15 protein-coding genes and 1 pseudogene are annotated in these 17,433 nt (G+C 59.9%); 8 read left to right on the top strand and 8 right to left on the bottom strand.

The genetic code is table 11. The features are described from left to right. Positions 1 to 14: 14 nt before the first annotated feature. The 7 genes and pseudogenes from ccoG to ACTGJ9_RS12160 form a co-directional block, all read right to left on the bottom strand. Complete coding sequence (ccoG, locus tag ACTGJ9_RS12190) at positions 15 to 1,481, bottom strand: cytochrome c oxidase accessory protein CcoG (protein WP_456677238.1); 1,467 nt, start codon at positions 1,479 to 1,481, stop codon at positions 15 to 17. Between the two features lie 97 nt (positions 1,482 to 1,578). Then, positions 1,579 to 2,457 carry a cytochrome-c oxidase, cbb3-type subunit III gene (gene ccoP, locus ACTGJ9_RS12185; protein WP_456677237.1) on the bottom strand — a complete coding sequence of 293 codons (879 nt, stop codon included), beginning with the start codon at positions 2,455 to 2,457 and terminating at the stop codon, positions 1,579 to 1,581. Between the two features lie 6 nt (positions 2,458 to 2,463). Then, positions 2,464 to 2,628, bottom strand: a complete 165-nt coding sequence (locus tag ACTGJ9_RS12180) for a cbb3-type cytochrome oxidase subunit 3 (RefSeq protein WP_456677236.1) — start codon at positions 2,626 to 2,628, stop codon at positions 2,464 to 2,466. 14 nt (positions 2,629 to 2,642) lie between these two features. Next, positions 2,643 to 3,377 (bottom strand): cytochrome-c oxidase, cbb3-type subunit II, encoded by a 735-nt coding sequence (gene ccoO / locus ACTGJ9_RS12175; RefSeq protein WP_456677235.1) that lies wholly within the window; start codon positions 3,375 to 3,377, stop codon positions 2,643 to 2,645. 10 nt (positions 3,378 to 3,387) lie between these two features. Next, positions 3,388 to 5,037: a cytochrome-c oxidase, cbb3-type subunit I gene (ccoN, locus tag ACTGJ9_RS12170; protein ID WP_456677234.1), complete on the bottom strand. Its 1,650-nt coding sequence runs from the start codon at positions 5,035 to 5,037 to the stop codon at positions 3,388 to 3,390. A gap of 207 nt (positions 5,038 to 5,244) precedes the next feature. Next, positions 5,245 to 5,670: a CBS domain-containing protein gene (locus tag ACTGJ9_RS12165; RefSeq protein WP_456677233.1), complete on the bottom strand. Its 426-nt coding sequence runs from the start codon at positions 5,668 to 5,670 to the stop codon at positions 5,245 to 5,247. A gap of 22 nt (positions 5,671 to 5,692) precedes the next feature. After that, positions 5,693 to 6,181, bottom strand: a pseudogene (locus ACTGJ9_RS12160) (universal stress protein); the annotation flags it as partial. 203 nt (positions 6,182 to 6,384) lie between these two features. On the opposite strand from ACTGJ9_RS12160, the gene fixL reads away from it, so the two are divergent. The 8 genes from fixL (at position 6,385) to ACTGJ9_RS12120 (ending at position 16,145) form a co-directional block, all read left to right on the top strand. After that, complete coding sequence (gene fixL / locus ACTGJ9_RS12155) at positions 6,385 to 7,902, top strand: sensor protein FixL (RefSeq protein WP_456677232.1); 1,518 nt, start codon at positions 6,385 to 6,387, stop codon at positions 7,900 to 7,902. A 3-nt stretch (positions 7,903 to 7,905) separates the two neighbouring features. Continuing rightward, positions 7,906 to 8,523: a response regulator FixJ gene (fixJ, locus tag ACTGJ9_RS12150; RefSeq protein WP_456677231.1), complete on the top strand. Its 618-nt coding sequence runs from the start codon at positions 7,906 to 7,908 to the stop codon at positions 8,521 to 8,523. A 44-nt stretch (positions 8,524 to 8,567) separates the two neighbouring features. Then, on the top strand, positions 8,568 to 8,990 hold the full coding sequence (locus tag ACTGJ9_RS12145; protein ID WP_456677230.1) for a response regulator: 423 nt from the start codon (positions 8,568 to 8,570) through the stop codon (positions 8,988 to 8,990). A gap of 103 nt (positions 8,991 to 9,093) precedes the next feature. Continuing rightward, positions 9,094 to 9,792: a helix-turn-helix domain-containing protein gene (locus ACTGJ9_RS12140; RefSeq protein ID WP_456677229.1), complete on the top strand. Its 699-nt coding sequence runs from the start codon at positions 9,094 to 9,096 to the stop codon at positions 9,790 to 9,792. 204 nt (positions 9,793 to 9,996) lie between these two features. After that, on the top strand, positions 9,997 to 11,277 hold the full coding sequence (locus ACTGJ9_RS12135; protein ID WP_456677228.1) for an NAD(P)/FAD-dependent oxidoreductase: 1,281 nt from the start codon (positions 9,997 to 9,999) through the stop codon (positions 11,275 to 11,277). A 1,605-nt stretch (positions 11,278 to 12,882) separates the two neighbouring features. Continuing rightward, positions 12,883 to 14,358, top strand: a complete 1,476-nt coding sequence (locus ACTGJ9_RS12130; RefSeq protein ID WP_456677227.1) for a coproporphyrinogen-III oxidase family protein — start codon at positions 12,883 to 12,885, stop codon at positions 14,356 to 14,358. Between the two features lie 83 nt (positions 14,359 to 14,441). Further along, positions 14,442 to 15,569 (top strand): hypothetical protein, encoded by a 1,128-nt coding sequence (locus ACTGJ9_RS12125; protein ID WP_456677226.1) that lies wholly within the window; start codon positions 14,442 to 14,444, stop codon positions 15,567 to 15,569. An 84-nt stretch (positions 15,570 to 15,653) separates the two neighbouring features. After that, entirely contained in the window at positions 15,654 to 16,145 is a 492-nt protein-coding gene (locus ACTGJ9_RS12120) for a GNAT family N-acetyltransferase (protein ID WP_456677225.1), read from the top strand. A 771-nt stretch (positions 16,146 to 16,916) separates the two neighbouring features. On the opposite strand, the gene ACTGJ9_RS12115 is transcribed toward ACTGJ9_RS12120, so the two are convergent. Then, positions 16,917 to 17,183, bottom strand: a complete 267-nt coding sequence (locus tag ACTGJ9_RS12115) for a DUF3551 domain-containing protein (protein ID WP_456677224.1) — start codon at positions 17,181 to 17,183, stop codon at positions 16,917 to 16,919. Positions 17,184 to 17,433 lie beyond the last annotated feature (250 nt).

Genomic DNA, 17,433 nt, shown 5'->3' with positions numbered 1-17,433 from the left:
AATTCCGGACTTTCTCAAGGAGCGACAAAATTGTCGGTGGCGGAGGCGACCTCGCCGAGCCCGATATCGGTGACGTGAAAGCGAACGGGGGTCGACTTCTCCGGATTGACGTCCGCCGGCGCGGTGACGAGCAGCCGCAACTCGCTAGTGGAGTCGCGCGGGATCACGATTATGGGCCGGTCGGGCGTCACGGAATCGACGCCAACGACGTGGATCGTGGCGTTGACCGGACCGTTGGCGTCGATCGCGATGACGCGGTCGTAACCGCTCTTGTTCAGAAGCCGAACCGTATAGGCGTTGCGGATCGAACCGTCGCTGAGCCTGACTGCGACCGGATTGCGGTCGTGCAGCACGTTGACGTCGAGCAGACTGCGGGTCGCCAGCGTATAGAGCATGATGCCGCCGACGGTGGCGATGATCGCGCCGTAGACGACGGTGCGGGGCCGGACGATGCGATAGATCGGCGCCTTGCCCTCCTGGCGTCGCTGGATGTTGATGTCGTTGTCATAGCCGATCAGCCGCTTCGGCCGGCCGATCTTGGTCATGACGTTGTCGCAGGCGTCGATGCAGAGCCCGCACTGGATGCATTCGAGCTGCGGCCCGTTGCGGATGTCGATGCCGGTCGGGCAGACCGCGACGCATTGATAGCAGTCGACGCAATCGCCGACGTGCTCGCCAAGCGCGCGCAGCTCCGCGGCCTTCTTCACCGAAGTGCGCTTCTCGCCACGATCGTAGCGGTAGGTGACGTTGAGCGCCCATTCGTCGGTGAGCGCGGCCTGGATGCGCGGCCACGGGCACATATAGGTGCAGACCTGCTCGCGCATGAAGCCGGCGAGCACATGGGTCGTTGCCGTCAGGATGCCGATCCAGATATAGGCGATCATCGGCGCCTGGAAGGTGACGAGCTCCTTCACCAGGGTCGGTGCGTCGTTGAAGTAGAGCACCCAGGCACCGCCGGTCCACCAGGCGATCAGGAGCCAGATCGAATGCTTGAGCACGATCTCCGAGATGCGCTCGAGCTTCATCGGATCGGACGACTTGTCCTTCTTCATCCGCTCGCGGCGATCGCCTTCGATCAGCCGCTCGACGGCATAGAACAGGTCGGTCCACACCGTTTGCGGGCAGAGATAGCCGCACCAGATGCGGCCGCCGACCGAGTTCATCAGGAACAGCGCCACCGCAGCCACGATCAGGAGGCCGGTGAAGTAGTAGACCTCCTGCGGCCACAGCTCGATGAAGAAGAAATAAAAGCGGCTGTTCGGCAGGTCGATCAGCACAGCCTGGCTCGGCGCGCCGAGGCCGCGATTCCAGCGCACGAACGGCAGGAAGTAATAGACGCCGAGGCAGAACGCCATCAGGCCCCATTTGATCCGGCGGAAGGTCCCGGAGATGCTCTGGAGATACACCTTCTTCTGGGCCACATAGAGCGGTCCGCTATCGTCATCCGATGTGAGCTCGTTCGGGTTCACGGTCTTGTTCATCGCCTGGACTTTTCGAAGGTGCGATTCAACCTAGCCCCGACCACGCCGCGTCAGTTGATCCAGCTCAAGCGGGGGCGTTTCTGTTCGCCCCCGCCTCTCAACTATTGTCCGCCGCCCAGGAGTGGACGTAGACCGCCATCGCCTTGATGGTGGAAGGATCAAGCCGTCCTTCCCAGGCCGGCATGACGCCGGCACGGCCATTGCTGATGGTCTCGACAAGGGTCGCCTCGTCCGAACCGTAGAGCCAGATCTTGTCGGTCAAGTTGGGCGCGCCGAGCTCCGGGTTGCCCTTGCCGCCATCGCCATGGCAGGCGACGCAATTGTCCGCAAAGATCTTCTCGCCCTTGGTGGCGTGATAGCCCTTTCGGGTTGAGAGGCCCGACAGCGAGCGCACGTAGTTGGCGACCGTGACGATCTCGTCGCCCTTCAGAACGCCGTCCTTGCCGAAGGCGAGCATCTGGCCTTCATGGGTCTTGGCGTGGCCGGAGCGGGCGCCGAACTGGATGGTCTGCATGATCTGGTCGAGCGTGCCGCCCCACAGCCAGTCGTCGTCGTTCAGGTTCGGGAAGCCCTTGGCGCCGGCACCGCCAGAGCCGTGGCACGGCGCGCAATTGTCGCCGAACACGGTCTTGCCCTTGGCGCGCGCGAGAGCCAGCAAGGCCGGGTCATTCTCGATGTCGGCGAGCGAGGCCGCGCCAAGTGCCGCCATCTTGTCACCCCGGATCTTGTCGAGATTGGCAAGCTCGACCGCGACGTCGGCGCGGGAGGAGTAACCGAGCACGCCGCGCGTGTTACTCGAGATCAGCGGCCACGCCGGATACACGATCCAGTAGCCGATCGCCCAAACGATCGTCAGATAGAAAGTGATCACCCACCAGCGGGGCAACGGCGTGTTCAGCTCCTTGATGCCGTCCCACTCATGGCCGGTCGTGGCCCTGCCGGTAACGGAATCGATCTCGCTATGATGATCGGTCATGATCTCTCACTCCTCCCGCAGCGGCAGGCTGGCCGCTTCGTCGAACTCAGCCTTGTTGCGGGGCCAAAACGCGTAGGCGATGATCGCGAGAAAGATCGCGACGAAGACCGGCGTCCAGATCGTGGTCACGAGACCGGAGGCGAGATTGTCGAGTGTCAGGATGGCTTTCATCGGTGGATGCCTTCTCAGCGAAGATTGGCTTTCTCGTTGTAAAGCTTGAAGTCGACCAGCGTGCCGAGCATCTGCAAATACGCGATCAGCGCGTCCATCTCGGTCGGCGTTCCGGCCTTGCCGTCGAAATTGCGCACGACGGCCTTGGCGTAGCGCTTGGTGAAGGCATCGGTGCCGGCATTATCAGGATCGGCTTGGGCCTTCATGTCAGCGCCCGCGTTGGCGATCTGGTCGTCGGTATAGGGAACGCCGACGGTCCGCAGCGTGCGCATGTGGTCGGCAATCGTGCTGGGATCGACCTCGGTTGAACTGAGGAACGGATAACCCGGCATCACCGATTGCGGCACGATCGCGCGCGGATTGGTCAGATGCGTGACGTGCCAGTCGTCGGAATATTTGGCGCCGACGCGGGCAAGGTCAGGCCCGGTGCGCTTCGACCCCCACTGGAACGGGTGATCGAACATGCTCTCGGCGGCGAGCGAGAAGTGGCCGTAGCGTTCGACCTCGTCGCGCAACGGACGGATCATCTGCGAATGGCAGAGATAGCAGCCTTCGCGGACATAGATGTTGCGGCCGGCGAGCTCCAGCGGCGTGTAGGGCCTGACGCCGTCGACCACCTCGATCGTGCTCTTGAGGTAGAACAGCGGCGTGATCTCGACGAGACCGCCGATCGCGATCACCAGCAAAATGCCGACGACCAGGATGATCGAGTTCTTTTCGAAGATTTGATGGCGTGTCCAGAACGACATGGGAAGCTCCTCATTCCGCCGGCTGAAGAGCGGCGGGCATCTGGACTTCCTGCTCGCCGACGCGAACCGTCATCCAGAGATTGTAGGCCATGATCAGCGCGCCGATCAGGAACAGCGCGCCGCCGGCGGCACGGATGATGTAGAAGGGATGCATCGCCTCGACGGTCTCGATGAAGGAATATTCGAGGAAGCCGAGCGAGGTGTAGGCGCGCCACATCAGGCCCTGCAGGATGCCGGACACCCACATCGCCGAGATGTAGAGAACGATGCCCAGCGTCGCGATCCAGAAATGCCAGTTGACGAGCTTCAGGCTGTAGAGGCCCTTGCGATTCCAGACCCAGGGCACCAGGCAGTACAGCGCGCCGAAGGAGACGAAGCCGACCCAGCCGAGCGCGCCGGAATGCACGTGGCCGATGGTCCAGTCGGTGTAATGGCTGAGCGAGTTGACCACCTTGATCGACATCATCGGCCCCTCGAAGGTCGACATGCCATAGAAGGCGACGGAGACAACGAGCAAGCGCAGCACAGGGTCGGTGCGCAGCTTGTCCCAGGCGCCCGACAGCGTCATCAGGCCGTTGATCATGCCGCCCCAGGACGGCATCCACAGCATGATCGAGAAGGTCATGCCCAGCGTCTGCGTCCAGTCCGGCAGCGCGGTGTAGTGCAGATGGTGCGGACCTGCCCAGATGTAGAGGAAGATCAGCGCCCAGAAATGGATGATCGACAGGCGGTAGGAATAGATCGGCCGCTCCGCGCGCTTCGGAATGAAGTAGTACATGATGGCGAGGAAGCCGGCGGTCAGGAAGAAGCCGACCGCGTTATGGCCATACCACCACTGGAACATGGCATCCTGGATGCCGCCCCAGGCGATGTAGGATTTCGAGCCGAAGAACGACACCGGCAGCGCGGGGTTGTTGCCGAGATGCAGAACCGCGATCGTCACGATGAAGGCGAGATAGAACCAGTTCGCGACGAAGATATGCGGCTCCTTGCGCTTGATGATCGTGCCGAGGAAGACCAGCAGATAGGTGACCCAGACGATGGTGAGCCAGAGATCGGCGTACCATTCCGGCTCGGCATATTCCTTGGACTGGGTGACGCCGAGCAGATAGCCCGTGCCGGCGATGAGGATGAAATAGTTGTAGCCGAGCACGACGAACCAGGGCGCGAGGTCGCCGACGAGCCGCGCGCGGCAGGACTTCTGCACGACGTAGAACGACGTGCCGATCAGCACGTTGCCGCCGAAGGCGAAGATCACGGCGGAGGTGTGCAGCGGCCGCAGCCGGCCGAATTGAATCCACGGCAGATCGAAGTTCAGTGCGGGCCAGGCCAGCTGCGAGGCAATGATGAGCCCGACCAGGAAGCCCGCGATGCCCCAAACCATCGCCATGACGGCGGTGAACTTGATCGGGCCCATGTTGTAGTTGGGACGACCGTTGGTCTCCGCGGGCGGCAGCGCCGCCGGACGGTCGTAGTAGCGGTTGATGATGAAGAACACGGCGGCCACGCTCGCCGCCGCGCTCAGCCCGGCGTGGAAGGCGAACGGCGCGTCGAGCGCCTTGGCCGAGGCGATCAAGCATAGGAAGGCAGCGACCGCGAAGATGAACGCCAGGCCGCTTTCGCCTGTCGTCATGGTTTTGGAGATGGAGGGCTGGGGCATCGCGGATTCTCTCTGAAAGAACACGCCGCCAGAAACCACATCCCCCTCGCGGGGACTTGATTGAAATCAAGGTCAATGAATTTCTGGTAATGTGAAGCAGCCGCTGGTCGGAGAGCGATATCAATCGCTCGCGCTCCGCGCAGCGCGCGGCAACCACCGCTTCCGTGAAACCACGGAGCTCAAGTCGACGGATTTGCGGACGGCCTGTCAGTCGCGCGCGGTCGCCTTGAGTGCGGCGATGACGTCCTCACGGGCGATGATTCCGACCAGCTTCTGGCGGCTGTTGAGAACGATGACGCTCCTGATGCGGTGCTCGACCATGATCTGGAGCACGCGCGTCAACTTGGTGTCGGGACTGACATAGATGAATTCAGGCGTCATGACGTCGCCGACCTTGCGGCTCGTCAGATCGTGATAGCGCGGCAGCATCTGGCTCGGCGTGAAGGCGAAGCCCTTCAGGATGTCGAATTTGGTGACGATGCCGACCATCTGGCCGTCGTCCTCGACCGGATAGGAGTTGAAATCGTCGCGCTCGAACATCTCGCTGAGTTCGAGCAGGTCGAGATCGCGCTTCACCATCCGGACGTCGCGCGTCATGTAGCCGTCGACGGTCTGCTCAAGAAACTTGTACACGGTTCGTCCTCGATTCATCTGGGTCGGGCGTGTCCTTCCAGGCCACGAGCACGCTGCGCAGACTGAGCCAGTTGACCCCGTCGGGCACGATCAGGAGCGGCCGGCCCGGCCTGCATCACCAGATCCTTCGGGCTTGCGAGCGAAAAGGCATCGGAAAGGCCGGGCTGTGCCCGCCGCTGACGCCGATATCGGCGCACCGCACCTGCGCGAGGACAAACCGCGTGGGAAATCCATGGCGCTGCGCCATTGCGCAAGTCCGCCGCGCGCCCTCGTCGCGGCGCGGAAATTGCGCTTCCAGATTGGTAAGACGTTTCCTGACTGAATTCTGCTCCCGGTCGATCAGCCCTTGAGCCTCGGCCCCGTCAGCGAAATGGAGCGGCGGAGCGAACTTCGCCGCGGCAACGCCGACTATGGCCGCCTCGAACCGTTCGGTGAGTTCGCCCGCGACCCGAAGACGGCCGTTGTTGGGCTGATCTAGCGCGAAGCTGACCATCACTGACGCATATGTCATCGGGAGCCTCCGGGCAGCGAGATGCAATGGAATCTAGCCGCGCCGACGCAAGGCGGCATGAGGTAGATCAAATTTCGTCGCGCCAGCTGGAAGAAATCCGCCAATAAAATCAGACATCCGAACTTGCCTCCGGCCCGGCCTTGGGCGAAATTGCAGCCGTCTTCACGGCACAGAACCCGCCGCAGGAGAATAGGAGCACTAGCTTGTCGCCGAGCCGCGTCACGCATCCACCAGACGACGCTCGCGGCGAACATTTTCGGGTCCGAATCGAAGGATTCGGCGTCGGCACCTGGGATCTCGACCTCAACACGCGGGAGCTGGACTGGTCGGAAACCGCCGGTACTTTGCTCGGCGTCGCGCGGGGCCAGCCGCGGAGCTACGACCTGTTTATGTCCCGCCTCGAGCCCGGGGACCGCCAGCGGGTCGAGACGGCGATCAAGCGCGTCTCCGAGCGGGGCGGCGGGTTCGACCTGTCTTTCCGGGTCGCAGGCGAATCAGAGAATGGGCAATGGATCCGCGCCCGGGCGGGAGTCATTCGCGATGAAGCCGGCGCCGCCCGTCATCTCAGCGGTATCTTTCTGGACATCGACGAGGAGAAACAGGTCGAGCAAGCGCTGCGCACCCGCGAGAGCCACCTCCGCTCGATCCTCCACACCATTCCCGATGCGATGATCGTCATCGACGGCAACAGCATCATCCAGCTGTTCAGCACGGCGGCGGAGCGGCTGTTCGGCTGGTCCGAGCACGAAGCGATCGGCCAGAACGTCAGCATTTTGATGCCGGAGCCCGACCGCGCCCGCCACGACAGCTACATCGCCCGCTATCGCTCCACCCACGATCCGCACATCATCGGCATCGGCCGCATCGTCACCGGCAAGCGTCGCGACGGAACAACGTTTCCGATGCACCTGTCGATCGGCGAGATGCAATCGGGCGGCGAGCCCTATTTCACCGGCTTCGTCCGCGACCTGACCGAGCACCAGCAGACCCAGGCGCGGCTCCAGGAATTGCAGTCCGAGCTCGTGCACGTCTCGCGGCTGACCGCGATGGGCGAAATGGCTTCCGCGCTCGCCCACGAGATCAACCAGCCGCTCGCGGCGATCAGCAATTACATGAAGGGCTCGCGGCGACTGCTCGCCGGCAGTACCGATCCGAACACGCCGAAGATCGAGAGCGCGCTGGATCGCGCCTCGGAACAGGCGCTACGCGCCGGGCAGATCATCCGGCGCTTGCGCGACTTCGTTTGCCGCGGCGAGTCCGAAAAGCGGGTCGAAAGCTTGTCCAAGCTGATCGAGGAAGCCGGCGCGCTGGGCCTTGCCGGCGCGCGCGAGCAGAACGTGCAGCTCCGCTTCAGCCTCGATCCGGACGCCGATCTCGTCCTTGCCGACCGGGTGCAGATCCAGCAGGTGCTGGTCAACCTGTTCCGCAACGCGCTGGAAGCGATGGCGCAATCGCCGCGGCGCGAGCTCGCCGTCATCAACAGGCGCGTCAGTGACGACATGATCGAGGTGGAAGTGTCCGACACCGGCCCCGGCTTTCAGGTCGACGTCATTCCAAATCTGTTCCAGACCTTCTTCACCACCAAAGAGACCGGCATGGGCGTCGGACTGTCGATCAGCCGCTCGATCATCGAGGCTCACGGCGGCCGCATGGTGGCCGAAAGCAACGCATCGGGCGGCGCGACATTCCGCTTCACCCTCCCGGCAGCCGATGAGAACTGATTCATGACGACCGAGGGACATGTCTACGTCATCGACGACGACGAGGCGATGCGGGACTCGCTGAACTTCCTGCTGGACTCCTCCGGCTTCGGCGTCACGTTGTTCGACAACACGCAAGGCTTTCTCGACGCCCTGCCCGGCCTCGCCTTCGGCTGCGTCGTCTCGGACATCCGCATGCCTGGCCTTGATGGGATCGAGCTTCTCAAGCGCATGAAGGCGCAGAACAGTCCGTTTCCGATCCTGATCATGACTGGTCACGGCGAGGTGCCGCTCGCAGTCGAGGCGATGAAGCTTGGTGCGGTCGACTTTCTCGAGAAGCCATTCGAGGACGACCGCCTCGTCACCATGATCGAAGCCGCTATCCGCCAGGCCGAACCGGTCGCCAAGAACGAGACCGTCGCCCATCACATCGCCGCCCGCGTCGCCTCCTTGAGCCCGCGCGAACGGCAGGTCATGGATGGCCTGATCGCAGGCCTCTCCAACAAGCTGATCGCCCGCGAATACGATATCAGCCCGCGCACGATCGAGGTGTACCGGGCCAATGTGATGACCAAGATGCAGGCCAACAGCCTCTCGGAGCTGGTGCGGCTGGCGATGCGCGCCGGCCTGATCAAGGATTGAGACAGGTCAAAGCCCTTGCGCTGGCCCTGTGCTAGCCAATCAGCATGATCGAGATCGGCTTGCAGCATAAGCGTCTCCCGATGGCGTCATCGGCGAAGCTCACCGTCTATGTGGTCGATGACGATGCCGCCGTGCTGGGCTCCCTGCGGTTCCTGTTGGAAACCGACGGTTTTGCCGTACGGACCTTCAGGAATGCCACGGCGCTGCTCAATGCGACGAGCCCGCCACGCGCAGACTGTTACGTCATCGACTACAAGATGCCTGACATCAATGGCATCGAGCTGGCCGGGCGGCTGCGCCAATCCGACGTGGACACGCCCGTGATCCTGATCACGGGTTATCCGGACGGACAGATCTCAGCACGGGCGGCGGCGGCTGGGATCAAGGACGTGATTTTGAAGCCGCTCCTCGATGAAAGCCTCGCAAAATGCATCCGCCACGCCATCCAGGACAGGCGCGGCCACTGACCTACGGGATTCTCCGTAGGTAAACCTCCTTAAGATATCGCTCGAAATTTCCGGACCGTACGATCCCGCGTACCAATGCACCATCACAACGGAGATGGCACAGATGCTGACCCAGACGCTCAAGACCGAGGCGATTAACACCCAAATCGGCGGTAAGATCGCTCCCGCGCGTCCCGTTTCCGACCAGTTCGGCGCGATCGCCGGACATGCCGGCCTCGTTGCCACCGAGTTCTCCTATCGCAAGGACGAGGAGGTCTACGGCGAGGACGAGCCCGCCGAATATGTCTATCAGGTCGTCTCCGGCGCGGTGCGCAGCTACAAGCTGCTCTCCGACGGCCGCCGTCAGATCGGCGCGTTCCACCTCCCCAGTGACGTGTTCGGCCTCGAACCCGGCCAGACGCATCGCCTTGCGGCCGAAGCGATTATCGCCACCAGCGTGCGCCTCGTGGAGCGGGCCAGCCTCGAAAGAGTCGCCGGCACCGACGTACAGGTCGCGCGCAAGCTCTGGGCCATGACGGCGGGCGAGCTGCGTCACGCCGAAGATCACATGTTGCTGCTGGGGCGCAAGACGGCGATGGAGCGTGTTGCAACTTTCCTGCTCGAAATGGATCGCCGCCTCGCGGTCGCCGGCATGATGGCGCTGCCGATGTGTCGGCGCGATATCGGCGACTATCTCGGCCTCACGCTCGAAACCGTGTCGCGCGCGCTCTCGCAGCTTCACGCAAAGGGCATACTCGGCTTCTCCGGCGCTCGCCAGATCGTGCTGCGCAACCGCCAGCGCCTGCACAATCTCGACGCCTGATCGCTTTCACCCGACCGATGTTTCTCCTCCGTGACTTGGCCTGATGGCGGCTACTCATTGCGCCCAAGGATGATGTAATGAGAAATAAGCGACTGGCCGGCGTCAGTTTTGCATACTAGAGAGGTCCGCCAGAGCTTACCGGTATTCACGATAGCTGCTGGACCTCGGGTCGATCAAGAAGGCCAGTTGTAAGAGGATTGGCGGATGCGAAACAATCGACGATCACACGGATTGTGGTCGATGACTGCGCCACCAGCGCCAGAAACTGGTCCCCTTACCGCTGAAACTGCAGCGGATATCGTCGTGATTGGCGGTGGATATACCGGGCTGTCGGCGGCCCTTCATCTTGCTGAAGGTGGAGCGCGTGTCGCGCTTTTAGAGGCGTCTGAAATAGGATTCGGCGGCTCCGGGCGGAACGTCGGGCTCGTGAATGCGGGCATGTGGCTCATGGCTGACGCGCTTCCGGCCGCGCTCCGCGCGCCATTTGGAGAACGGTTGCTTGAACAACTCGGCCGCGGACCGCAGACGGTGTTCGAACTCATCGAAAAGCACGACATCGAATGTGAAGTGGAACGTGCCGGCACCTTGCATTGTGCGGTGGGACGTAAGGGCTTGGAGGAGATTGAGGCCCGGGCCGAACAATGGCAGAAGCGTGGAGCGGCCGTTTTGGTGCTAAATGCGGAGGCAACACGCAGGAAAGTAGGCGGTGGCGACTACACCGGCGCGCTGCTCGATAACCGCGCCGGCACCCTACAACCATTGGCCTATGTGCGAGGGTTAGCGCGGGCCGCGCTTGCGATGGGAGCCAGGATATTTACGCAAAGCGAGGCCGTCATGGCGCAACACAACGGTTTGCGCTGGAGAGTCGGCACCGAAAGCGGATCTGTAGAGGCGGACTGGGTGGTCGTCGCGACGGATGCTTATAGCAAGGGAATTTGGTCTGAGGTACGGCAGGAACAGATTCAACTGCCCTATTTCAACTTTGCCACGCCTTCTCTGCCCGACGATCTGAGAAAGTCGATCCTGCCTGAGCGGCAGGGTGTGTGGGACACTCGAGAGGTCCTCTCTTCATTTCGCCTCGACCGCTCCGGGCGACTGGTGTTTGGCAGTGTTGGTGCGCTTGAGGGGATGGGGCGGTCTATTCACCGGGCCTGGGCCCAAAGATCGTTGCGTAAGCTTTTTCCAAGACTTCGGGACGTCCAGTTTGAAACCGGCTGGTTTGGCATGATTGGAATGACGTCGGACAACTTGCCCCGGCTTCACAAGCTAGACCGCAACGTCATCGGTTTCAGTGGCTATAACGGCCGCGGAATCGCACCAGGCACAGTGTTTGGCAGTGTTTTGGCTTCGTACGTATTGGGGCAGATCGCGGAGAACGATTTGCCGTTGCCGGTCACTGCCGTTGAACGCCAGCGTTTTCGTGTAGCGCAGGAAGCCTTTTATACGGCCTCCCAGCTTGTTCACCTGATGGATTCCTGGTTCTGATCACCCGAGCAACTCGGTTGGCACTCTTTCTTCGCAGCAGTATGGAACGATGCCGCACGATCTGAGTGCTGATGCCGTCGACTAAATGTATGTTTGACCGACGGAACGAACGAGCAATTGCGTGGCAGTCCTTCTCTGCCGCGGACGTTGACGTCGGCATCGACTATCCCAAGCTGATCGACGACCTAAGCGAGACATTCCGGTGCGACAGTTGCAAGCCCGGGTCACCTCTTGACCATGCCGGCGTGGCAGCGGGGCAAGGCACTCGGCGTGAAGCCGACCACTCCTTTTCCTGAGAAGGGCGCGAAAAATCTTCCTGCCGTTTCCTCACTTTACATGCTGTTCGACGGGCCGGGCGCAACGATTGATGCCGAAGCGCTCACTAGCCGGCGTGCCGCACGGCCTGGGGGAATCAACGCGCATCGTCTACTTGGAAGTGGAAAATTTCCGCGGCATCAAGAGGTTAAAATGGGCGGGCGCCATCCCCCGGCGTAATTGTCTCATTGGCCCAGGGGATCTGCGACCAAGACCACCGTGCGGGACGCGATCAAGCTGTGTCTGAATCCCAGGTCCTACATTTTTGCAGACGACTGCGATTTCTTCGACCTCGATATCAAAGCGCCAATCCGGATCACCGTAACGCTTTCTGACCTGCCATCGCACTTCAAGGCCGAAGATCCATATGGGCTCCCCCTCCGCGGCTGGGATGTCACGGCCAAACAATGATCGATGAGCCGGGAACAGGCTTGGAGGAAGTGCTCTCGATCAAACTCGTCATCGGTCAGACCCTGGAGGGTACGCTTGTTCTCTGAGACGGTAGCAGGCGGAATTTTTCCCTGGCCACCCCGCCGCAACAAAGTGAGGAATTAATTTGCATATCCGTCGCGTGCCGAGACGCGTGCTCTGTCAGCCGAGCGATTCGGCCGCAATATCGCCGCTGGAGCAGATGTTCGACTTCGGCATGTCGTGTTCAGCCGTGTCCGGCTCAAGACATTAACTGTCCGGGACCAGACACTGAGGCGCGAGTATTCCGTCGGTGGACCCGAGGCGCATGGTTTTGCCCTCCTCAAGCGAGGCTCGCAAATGGCTTTGGTGGCACGTGGATTGCTGGGACACCATACAAAATCCGTACGACCATGACGGTCTCGCAGTCGCCAGCCCAGGAGTTCAAATGAAACTCGCTCGATTGAGCGAAATCCATGCCATGGACGCTGCGCTATTGCGTGCGGTCCGGCCTAAAGCTTTGCCGCGCTCCTCGCGGGTGCCGCTCTCTCGGAGGTGCAGCACCATTTTCTCGAGCAGTATTCGTACCCCCGGCGCCTGAAGTCTTCCTCGGTGCCGTTTCGCAAACGCCCGAAGGACATTCGCCTGGGCCACGGCATCCGTCTTCCTCGTCGAACCATGATCATCCGCGCGTGTAGCCGAGCGGATGGCGACGCTCGTTCTGATCTACGATGGTTGTCTCGAGTGGGAGCCGACAAATCCGCGCCTTTGATCGAAATGCACGGCTTCGGTACCGAGCCCGAGCTGAAGAGCGCGATGTGAAGCGAGGAACGGAGGTGCCATCGCGCCTTGCTTCACACGAAAGCTAGAGGAGTTTAAAAAATGCACGCGCCGACTTATTCCGAAACCTTGGAATACGCGATCGACCGGTCGTACGACATTAATCTTAACATGTTGAGGTCACGGAATTTGCACCTTGACACGCATAACGATTATCTCGTCGGCACGTATCCGCCTCTCAAGGCAATGGGCGACCTGAATGCCGAAAAGTTGCTGCTTCAGGTTACGTCGTCAATTGATCTCTATTTTCACATCCCCTTCTGTGACCAGTATTGCACCTTTTGCCACTTCGCCAAGGAAATCCATCCATCTTCTGGGCGAGTGGAGCGCTACCTGGCGGCTTTAGATAAAGAGATGAGTTGGTCGGACGCTGCGCTGGCTGACAGAGCTATTGAGACTGCTTTTTTTGGAGGCGGCACCCCCTCGTTCTTGACCAACCGTCAACTGAAAACGCTATTTGGTATGATTAGCCGGCGCTTTGATCTGTCGAAGTCGGAGGTGAGTTTCGAATTACATCCCTCTCTCGCAAAGCAAGCGGACGCTGCAGATCGCATATCCACACTGCTCAGAGCCGGCGTAAACCGCTTCGTATTGGGCGTTCAGAGTCTGGATCCGAGCATTCTACGCATATTAAACCGCGGGCACCGCGTGGACGAGGTAGTACAACTCGTAAAATTACTGAATGAGATGGGCGTTGAGAATCTGTCGCTTGACCTCATGTATGGATTGCCGCAGCAAACGCTCCGGAGCTGGTACGACTCACTTATCGGCTTACTGGATATGGGAATAGAGAAGTTCAATGTATTTCCATTGATGTTTAAATCTACAGACCCCGTGGCCCGCCATTTGGCTCAGGGACGATATCAATTCGCCGGGGCCAAGGAGCGCATTATCATGCATTTTATGGCCGAGCATATCCTCACGAGCCTTGGCTATCATCATGGGCCGATCTTCTATTGGAGTAAGCAGTCGCAGCCACACTCGGTTCAACAGCGCCGCAAATACGATTCCTGGAACGACAATAATCTGGTCCCGTTTGGGGTTGCCGGATTTGGCTACATGAGCCAGTGCCAGTTCTATAACGAGGCGGATTTAGATCGCTACCTGTATAGGGTTGAGGCGGGCGAGAAGCCGGTGTGGAAGGGTGTTGTCCTGTCGCAAGATGATCTGATGCGCAGAACGGTAATGTTTGCCCTGCGAAGCAGTGGGGTGTTGCTCTCCCGCTTCGAGCGGGAATTTGGGGTGTCCATTGAGAAATGCTTTGGCCGCGAGCTTGAAATCTTGAATGAGGCAGGACTCATCTGCATTTCAGAGGATGGCCTGCTTTCGTTAACTGCCGCCGGCACTATCAATTCGGGCGCCGTATCGCTGCTATTTTTCTCGAACAGTGTACTTGAGCGGGTCGCGTACAACGACAGCAGGATAACAGACAAACGAACTGATCTGCTCGAAAAACATGATTACTCACCGGCCGCTCGCTACGGATCAAGTGCCGAAATGCAAGTTGCTTTTCGATGAGGTCGGGGCCGCGCTCGTTTATGGTCGCTCCTTTCTCCGCTTACACCCCGCAACGGTCGCCCTGCCAGGCGCAGGACATATTTTTGCATCTGACCGATAGCATTGATCGCCGGCAGCGAGAACGCCCGCTTGGGCTGGTCAGCAATTTTGTCGCCGATCAACTGCCGCACTGCATTGCGGAGATCAAATGCAGTGAACGACCTTGTGAAGCGGTTAAGGATCTTGGGCGTAGCATCAACGCAATGATTGCGGAGAAGGACTATGATGCGCAGCTGCTAAGTTTGCCGCAGTCAGACTTCGAGATCGCCAAGACAGACATCCAATATCTCGCAAATTGTGCTTATCAGATGTCTGCGTTTGCCGGCCTTCATCCCGTGGACGCCGAGCTGACGGCGGGAGAGGCACTGAGCCGCCTTGCGCGCTCAAGTTGTCAACGCCGGCCTGGCATTGAGGTCCTCTCCTATGAAGATATGATCCTTACGAATCCGTTGCAGAACGATCCACGCGTATACTGCCTCGGCGCGGCCGGGGTCGAGGAGCGAGATTTTTGCTTGGGCCATCAGATCATCGAGAGCGAATTGCAGTCAGCAATGGACGCTCTGCTTAACTTGCGGGATGTGGCCGACGTGGATGCGGGGCAATGTCTCGCGCTATGCCTGGAGCGCCTTGAGGCAGCAAATTATGTTCTGACGCGCTTTCATGAACATATGTCGCCGGACTTATTTGGCCAATTTCGTGTATTTTACGGAAAGAATCCTTACAAGAATACGCTTGGTCCAAGCGGCCGCTTCTCGGCTCGCATCGTGGCGGTCTCGGTGCTACTGGTCGGCGAAGAACTCTTCCACCAGAAACCGCAATTTTATAGGGATCTATATCGGCTGTCCAAATATTACCCGCAGAGATGCATTCACGAGGTATTCCGCTGGCTGTCGTCAGACAAAGAGAGTGCGTCGCTCAAGCCGGGTTGGCTAGAAGGGAAAGCGGACTTTCCCAGGGTTGCGACCATTTCGCCAGTCATGGAGCATCACGGCGGCGAAATCGAAACGCTGCTCGCGTCCTGTATTTGTGCACTGGATCGGTTTACGCGGATGCACCGTAGTACGGCCTTAAAATATACCGTTGAGCCTGGTCGTCCAATTGTCGGAGTTGAGGTATCGGAGAATGTTGAGGCTGTCCTTTCTCAGCGGCTGTTGACAGAGGCTCTTCGGTGAGCTGACGGTGGTCTCTGCTAGGCTAAAAACAGACAACGGTGCCACAGGCACAGGCGTCCGACACCGGTCGAGGGGTGTTAGTCGATGTCTCAAGACGAACTGATCCTTCGTCGCTTCGAGTCCGGGGATAGCGATGGTGTATCGTATCTGCACAGAAGCGCATCGCAGGACGTTGGTGTGTGCGGCCCGGAAGGGACCTGGGAGGATGATTTACGCAATATCGAGCAAGTGTACATCGGGTCGGGCGGCGACTTCGTAGTTGCGCATATTGGTCCCCGACTCGCTGCCATGGGTGGATTGAAACCTTTTGATGATGATGTCGCAGAACTTAAACGTATGCGGGTCGATCCCATCCTTCAGCGACGCGGGCTTGGTAGGACAGTTCTTCGTGAATTGGAGTCGCGAGCTGTTGCTCTCGGTTTCAAGTGGATAATGCTCGACACAACAACGATCCAAATAGGGGCTCAAAGACTTTATGAGTCCGCTGGATATGTTCGCCGCAGGGAAGGGATGTTGCATGGATATGCAGTGATCTTTTACGAGAAGCGGCTCAATGGCCACGATGACTCCGCTTGAGAAAATGAGGGTTGTGAGACGGATAGGCCGTTGCGGTGAGTGGAGTCAGCTATGTCGGTCGACGATGTACCCGCTGAGCGGTGCCAGAACGAATCCAGCGACGCTTCAGGTAAGCAGCACAAGGCCAACCAGGCTGGATCCGCCGGCGTGCAAGGCGATCCACGCCGGCAGGACGATGCCAACGCTGACGATAAAGAACGACCTCGAGGAAAACTCAACAACGCAAAGTCGGTGTGTTGCCTGCATATCCAATTCGCTTCGTCCCACGCTCCAAGAGGCCGCTACCCCTTTCCCTCTAGCTCGACCCAGTCCCTGCGGCTGCAAGGCTGAAGCGCCAAAATACCAAACACGAATCGGGCCGTTCCATCCGTGTCTCCGCGCATTGCGACGTCGGCGTGCACAATGGCAGAGTCGCTATGCTCAGCGAGCCTTAAAGTTATCAACGCCGCGCGCATGGACGAATAAGGCTTTTCGATCAGAATCTTGGTCTGACTGACGGCTGTCTGGCTCTGGCCTAGCGCGAAGTGGCCGCGGCTCGTCGTACAATCAGCGGCATTTGAGCGAGCCGGTGCGAAAGGATGCCGATGGTATGTGAGGCCGATAGGCCATCCCGTCTGGATCGTGTTGCCTTGCGTCCCGATGCAACCGAGAACGCGAGCGTACTTAAGCGGGATCTCCAACCAGGCGGAAGCTCAACGCTTAACCTGCAGAGCGGGCGGATCCATCTTTACGAGCAAATATTGATGTCTCGAGCACGCTTGACGATACACATCAGCGCAATTGCCCTCCTTGTCGCTGGAATGCGTAGGTTGGATTCATCCCGCAATAGGCTAAGGTACCGGAGGCAGTGGCCATGCACTGGTCATATGTCGAGAACTGGCAATTGCCAGGATATCCCCAGGCACGTCCCTGCAAGCAAAAAACGTCCTGCCGAGCCGGTGGAATGTACGAACGCCCCCGCGGAGCCGCGGGCGAAGGCGATCCAAAGCCGACGAGGATCGGAAGTGCAAGCACGCAGACAAAGAGAAGGTTGCGCATCAGACTCTAGCCTCCGTTAAGTCTCGAGAGGATAGAGAATCTGTGATGTTTTGGTCTTGGTCAAGGCCAAAACGCTTCGTAGACCGCGATCGCCTTCGAAAGAACTTCGATCGTCAGGCGCTCGGACTTTGGAGCAGCATTCCGGCTACTTCTTAGCAAGCAACACAGTTTTCAAGCTCGTGATAGCGAAAACGCGGGAACAGCCGATCCGAGCTTGCAAAAATCGGTTCGGGGCGGCTCCAACTCTACG

The sequence above is a fragment of the Bradyrhizobium sp. RDM12 genome, assembly GCF_051917485.1.
Taxonomy (GTDB): domain Bacteria; phylum Pseudomonadota; class Alphaproteobacteria; order Rhizobiales; family Xanthobacteraceae; genus Bradyrhizobium.
This window is presented reverse-complemented; position numbering and strand designations above follow the sequence as displayed.